2 protein-coding genes are annotated in these 6,343 nt (G+C 63.4%); both read left to right on the top strand.

Annotated elements, in window-relative coordinates:
* Nucleotides 1-1,130 (top strand): phosphopantetheine-binding protein (locus BT204_RS28320; RefSeq protein WP_139271558.1); only part of this gene is annotated, 1,130 nt, incomplete at its 5' end.
* 3 nt (nucleotides 1,131-1,133) lie between these two features.
* On the top strand, nucleotides 1,134-6,343 hold a 5,210-nt coding region (locus BT204_RS26815), incomplete at its 3' end, for a non-ribosomal peptide synthetase (RefSeq protein WP_139271557.1).

Here is a 6,343-nt window from a genome sequence, read left to right as displayed (position 1 = left end):
ACGTGACCATGGCGGTGTTCCCACCGGTGTACCTGCAACAGTTGGCCGAACATGCCGAGCGCGACGGCAACCCACCGGCGGTGCGGGTGTATTGCTTCGGTGGTGATGCCGTTGCTCAAGCCAGCTATGACCTGGCTTGGAGAGCGCTGAGCCCCAAGTACTTGTTCAACGGCTATGGGCCGACGGAAACCGTGGTCACGCCGCTGCTGTGGAAGGCACGCAAGGGCGACCCTTGCGGCGCCGTCTACGCGCCCATCGGCACCTTGTTGGGCAACCGAAGTGGCTACGTGTTGGATGCGCAACTGAACCTGCAGCCCATCGGCGTAGCCGGCGAGTTGTACCTGGGCGGCGAGGGCGTGGCCCGGGGTTATCTGGAGCGCCCGGCACTGACTGCCGAGCGTTTCGTGCCGGACCCGTTCGGCAAGCCCGGCAGTCGCGTGTATCGCAGTGGTGACCTGACCCGCGGGCGTCCGGATGGCGTGGTGGATTACCTGGGGCGTGTCGACCATCAGGTGAAGATCCGCGGTTTCCGTATCGAACTGGGGGAAATCGAAGCGCGCTTGCGTGAGCAAGCCAGTGTCGGTGAAACCGTGGTGGTCGCCCAGGAGGGGCCGACCGGCAAACAACTGGTGGCCTATGTGGTACCGGCCGACGCCAGCCTGGCCGACCAGGTTGAGTTCCGTGACGCCCTGCGTCGTGCCCTGAAAGCCGACCTGCCGGACTACATGGTGCCCAGCCACTTCGTATTCCTGGCGCAGATGCCGCTGACCCCCAACGGCAAGCTCGACCGCAAAGGCCTGCCGCTGCCGGATGCGAGCCAGATGCAGCAGCAGTACCTGGCCCCGCAAACCGAGCTTGAGCAGCAGATCGCCACGATCTGGGCCGACATCCTGCACCTGCCGCAAGTGGGCCTGAACGACAACTTCTTTGATGTCGGTGGCCACTCCTTGCTGGCGATCCAGATTACCTCGCGGGTGCAGGCCGAGCTCGGCCTGGACGTACCGTTGGTGGAACTGTTCCAGACTGAATCGCTGCGCGCCTACGTGCAGGCCGCAGCCACTTTCCGCGCCGGCAGCGTGGAAGATTTTGATGACCTTCGTGACTTTTTGAGCGAACTAGAGGCGATTTGAACCATGCTTTCCAACCCTAATATCGACCTGGTGTCGCGCTTTCTTCGCTTGCCTCTGGAGCAGCGCCAGCAGTTTTACCAGCGCCTGCAAAGCCGGGGCATGAGTTTCGCTCAACTGCCGATTGCTCCCACCCGCCACGACAGCGACACACCGACGTTGTCTTACGCCCAGGAACGCCAGTGGTTCCTCTGGCAACTGGACAAGGACAGCACCGCCTACCACATCCCTGGCGCCCTGCGTTTGCACGGGCACTTGGACCTGGCAGCGTTACAACGCAGTTTCGACAGCCTGCTGGCCCGGCATGAAAGCTTGCGCACGCAATTGGTCGAGGACGATGAACGTCTGTGGCAGGCAGTGATGCCGCAGGCGCGGGTGCAGATCCAGCAGGCGCATGTCGACCAAGCGCAGTTGATGGCGCGGGTGGAAGAGGAGGTGGCGCGGCCGTTCGATTTGCACCAGGCGCCGTTGTTGCGTGTGACGCTGTTGCAACTGGCCGAGGATGAGCATGTGCTGGTGATGGTGCAGCACCACATCGTCTCCGATGGCTGGTCGATGCAGGTGATGGTGGAGGAACTGGTGCAGCTCTACGCCGCCCACAGCCAGGGCCATGACCTGCAACTCCCGGAACTGCCGATCCAGTACGCCGACTACGCGCTGTGGCAACGCGGCTGGATGGAAGCCGGGGAACAGGCGCGCCAACTCGCGTATTGGCAGGCCCTGCTGGGCGGCGAGCAACCGGTGCTGGAATTGCCGCTGGACCGTCCGCGCCCGGCGCAGCAAAGCCATCGCGGTGCAAGCCTGCAGGTGCATCTGCAACCGACGCTGGTGGCGGGGCTCAAGCGCCTGGCGCAGCAAGAGGGTGTGACCGCGTTCATGCTGCTGCTGGCGTCGTTCCAAGCCCTGTTGTATCGCTACAGCGGGCAGTCGGATATCCGCATTGGCGTGCCGAACGCCAACCGAAACCGCGTCGAAACCGAGCGGCTGATCGGCTTCTTTGTCAACACCCAGGTACTCAAGGCTGACCTTGACGGGCAGATGAGCTTTGCCGAGCTGCTGCAACAAACCAAACGCCGCGCCCTCGAGGCCCAGGCTCATCAGGACCTGCCGTTCGAGCAACTGGTGGTGGCATTGCAGCCTGAACGCAGCTTGAGCCATAACCCGTTGTTCCAGGTGATGTTCAACCACCAGACCGAGGCCCAGGGCGGCCGCGAAGGCCAACAGTTGCCGGGCCTGCGTGTGGTGGAACTGGACTGGGACAGCCAGACCACCCATTTTGACCTGAGCCTGGACACCCATGAATCCGCCGACGGGCTTTGGGCCGCGCTGACCTACGCCACCGACCTGTTCGATGCCGCCACCATCGAGCGCTTGGCGCAACATTGGCAGCACCTGCTGCAGGCGGTGGTGAGTGCACCCCGCAGCCGCCTCTGTGAACTGCCGATGGCGAGCGCCGCTGAGCAACACAGGATGCTCCAGGACTGGAACACCCCGGCGGGTGTCACCCCCGTTGAGGCTGTACACCGGCTGTTTGAAGCCCAGGCTGATCAGCAGCCGGAACGTCAGGCCCTGGCCCTGGATGAGCAGGCCCTCAGCTATGGAGAGCTGAACCGTCAGGCCAACCGCCTGGCGCATTACCTGCTGGCCCAGGGCGTCGGCCCCCAAGGGCTGGTGGGGATCGCCGTGGAGCGCTCTTTTGCCATGGTGGTCAGCTTGCTCGCGGTGCTCAAGACAGGAGCGGCCTATGTGCCGCTGGACCCTGAGTACCCCCGCGAACGCCTGGCGCATATGCTTGAGGACAGTGGTGTGGGCCTGGTGTTGACCCAATCCCACCTGCATGGGCGTCTGCCGTTGCCGGCCCGGGTGCTGGCAGTGGACATCGACCGGGTCCAGGCGCAGTTGGCGTTGTGTGCCGACAGTAATTTACCGGTTGATGTCGAGCCCCAGAGCCTGGCGTATGTGATCTACACCTCCGGCTCCACAGGCAAGCCCAAGGGGGTTGCCATCAGCCAGGCTGCACTGAGTGAGTTTGCTGGCATCGCGGCGGATTACTCGCAACTGGTTGCCCAGGACCGAGTGCTGCAGTTTGCCACCTTGAACTTCGACGGTTTCGTCGAGCAGCTATATCCAGCCCTGACCCTCGGCGCCACCGTGGTACTGCGTGGCCCGCAGTTATGGGACGGTGCCGAGCTGTATCGGCAGATCATCGCCCAGGGCATTACCCTGGCCGACTTGCCCACGGCCTACTGGAAGCTGTTCCTGCAAGATTGCCTGGCAGCAGGCCCAAGGACCTATGGTGCTTTGCGCCAGATCCATATCGGCGGCGAAGCCATGCCGTTGGACGGCCCACTATTGTGGCAGCGCGCCGGGCTCGGCCATGTGCGCTTGCTCAATACCTACGGGCCTACCGAGGCCACCGTGGTTTCCAGCGTGCTGGACTGCACTGACCCGAGCGCCGTCGGCGCCGGCGGTGCCAGCCCCATTGGCCGGGCGCTGCCAGGGCGTGGCCTGTATGTGCTGGACCGTGACCTGAACCTGCTACCGCTGGGCGCCGTGGGTGAACTCTATATCGCCAGCGCCAATGGCTTGGCCCGTGCGTATTTGCAACGGCCAGGCCTGACCGCCGAGCGCTTTGTCGCTGATCCGTTCAGCCCATCCGGCGAGCGCCTGTACCGCACCGGCGACCTGGCGCGTTATCGCGCCGATGGTGTGGTGGAATATGTCGGGCGGGTCGATCACCAGGTCAAGGTCCGTGGCTTTCGCATAGAACTGGGTGAGATCGAAACCGTGCTGCTGGCCCAGGACAGCGTGCGTGAAGCGCTGTTGCTGGCTGCCGACAACCAACTGCTGGCCTACCTGGTGCCTGCGCAGACGCTGTCTGAAACCGAGCGCGCCGAGGTGAGCGAACAGCTGATGGCCACCTTGCGCGACCACCTGCCGGACTACATGGTGCCGGCGCACCTGATCTTCCTCGACCGCATGCCGCTCAACCCCAACGGCAAGCTGGATCGCCAGGCGCTGCCCAAGCCAGATGCCAGCGTGGAACAACAGGATTGGCGAGCGCCGGTCACCCCGTTGCAACAACAGGTGGCGGCGATCTGGGCGGCTATTCTGGGGGCCGAACGGGTGGGCTTGAACCAGCACTTCTTCGAACTGGGAGGGCATTCCCTGTTGGCAATGCAGGTGGTGTCACGCATCCGCCAGACCCTGAGCCTGGAAGTGCCGCTCAAAGCCGTGTTCGAACACCCGCGGCTGGAGGCGTTTGTCGCGGCCTTGCAAACCCAGGAGAGCACATTGCCAACGGCGCCGGCCCTACTGCCAGCCGGGCGTGTCCAGCCGTTGCCACTGTCTTACGCCCAGGAGCGACAATGGTTTCTCTGGCAACTGGAACCCCACAGCGCGGCGTATCACATTCCCAGCGCGCTGCGCCTGAAAGGGCAATTGGACCTGGCTGCGTTGCAACGCAGTTTCGATAGCTTACTGGCGCGTCATGAAAGCCTGCGCACCCATATCCGCCAGGATCACGACGGCGCGGTGCAAGTGATTGAGCCGCCAATGTCCTTGCCGATCACCCAGGCTGATGTCGATGACGCCCAGCTCAAAGCCAGGGTGCAAGCGCTGATCGCCCATCCGTTCGACCTGCAACAAGGCCCGTTGCTGCGCGTCACGCTGTTGCGCCTGGCCGCCGACGAGCATGTGTTGGTGTTGGTGCAGCATCACATCGTCTCCGATGGTTGGTCGATGCAGTTGGTGGTCGAGGAACTGGTGCAGTTGTATGCCGGTTACAGCCAAGGCCAGGACGTGCAGTTGCCGGCGCTGCCGATCCAGTATGCCGACTACGCCGTATGGCAGCGCAGCTGGATGGACGCCGGTGAGAAGCAACGTCAACTGGCCTACTGGCGTGAACTGTTGGGCGGTGAGCAGAGCGTGCTGGAGTTACCGTTCGATCACCAGCGCCCGGCTGTGCAGAGCCACCGCGGCGCGCGCCTGGCGTTCGAGCTGGCGCCCGAACTCACCCAGGGGCTCAAGGCTTTGGCCCACCAGCAGGGCGTGACCCTGTTCATGTTGCTGCTGGCATCGTTCCAGACCTTGTTGCACCGCTACAGCGGCCAGGAAGAAATACGTGTCGGCGTGCCGATTGCCAACCGCAATCGCAGCGAGACCGAGCGCTTGATTGGTTTCTTCGTCAACACCCAGGTGCTCAAGGCGGATGTGCATGGGCAGATGAGTGTCGAGCAGTTGCTGCAGCACGTTCGGCAACGCGCCCTGCAAGCCCAGGCCCACCAGGATTTGCCGTTCGAACAACTGGTGGAAGCCCTGCAACCTGAGCGTAGCCTGAGCCACAACCCGCTGTTCCAGGTCATGTTCAATCATCAGACTGACGTCGGCCAGGCTCAGGTTCAGCACCAATTGCCAGGGCTGCGGGTAGAAGGGCTGGACTGGGACAGCAAGACCGCACATTTCGACCTGGACCTGGATATTCAGGAGTCCACCGAAGGTATATGGGCCACCTTGGGTTATGCCCAGGACCTGTTCGAAGCCAGCACCGTGCAACGCATGGCGCGTCACTGGCAGAACCTGCTGCAAGGTATGGTCGCCAACCCACGGCAGCAGCTCAGCCAGTTAAGCTTGCTGGACGCGACCGAACAACAACAGATCCTGCAACTGTGGAACCGCACGGAGTCTGGCTTTTCGGCCGAGCGCCTGGTGCATCAACTGTTTGCCGATCGCGCCCGGGCAAACCCGACGGCGGTGGCCGTGAAGTTCGACGCGCAAACCCTGAGCTACGGCGAACTGGATCGCCAGGCCAACCGCCTGGCCCATGCCCTGATCGCCCGTGGCGTCGGCCCGGAAGTGCGGGTGGCCATCGCCATGCCGCGCAGTGCCGAGATCATGATGGCGTTCCTGGCGGTGATGAAAGCCGGCGGTGTGTATGTGCCGCTGGATATCGAATACCCGCGTGATCGCCTGCTGTACATGATGCAAGACAGCCATTCGAAATTGCTGTTGACCCATTCGGCCGTGCAACACCGGTTGCCGATCCCGGACGGCCTCGATGCCTTGGCGGTGGATCAGGTGCAAGCCTGGTCGGATTACAGCGATACGGCCCCGACTGTGGCGCTGGACGGCGACAACCTTGCCTACGTGATCTACACCTCCGGCTCCACCGGTTTGCCCAAGGGCGTGGCGGTGGCTCATGGGCCGTTGGTGGCGCA

The sequence above is a fragment of the Pseudomonas sp. NFPP02 genome (assembly GCF_900119355.1).
Taxonomy (GTDB): Bacteria; Pseudomonadota; Gammaproteobacteria; order Pseudomonadales; family Pseudomonadaceae; genus Aquipseudomonas; species Aquipseudomonas paracarnis.
The sequence above is the reverse complement of the archived record's forward strand: the minus strand, read 5'-3'. Positions and strand labels throughout refer to the sequence as shown.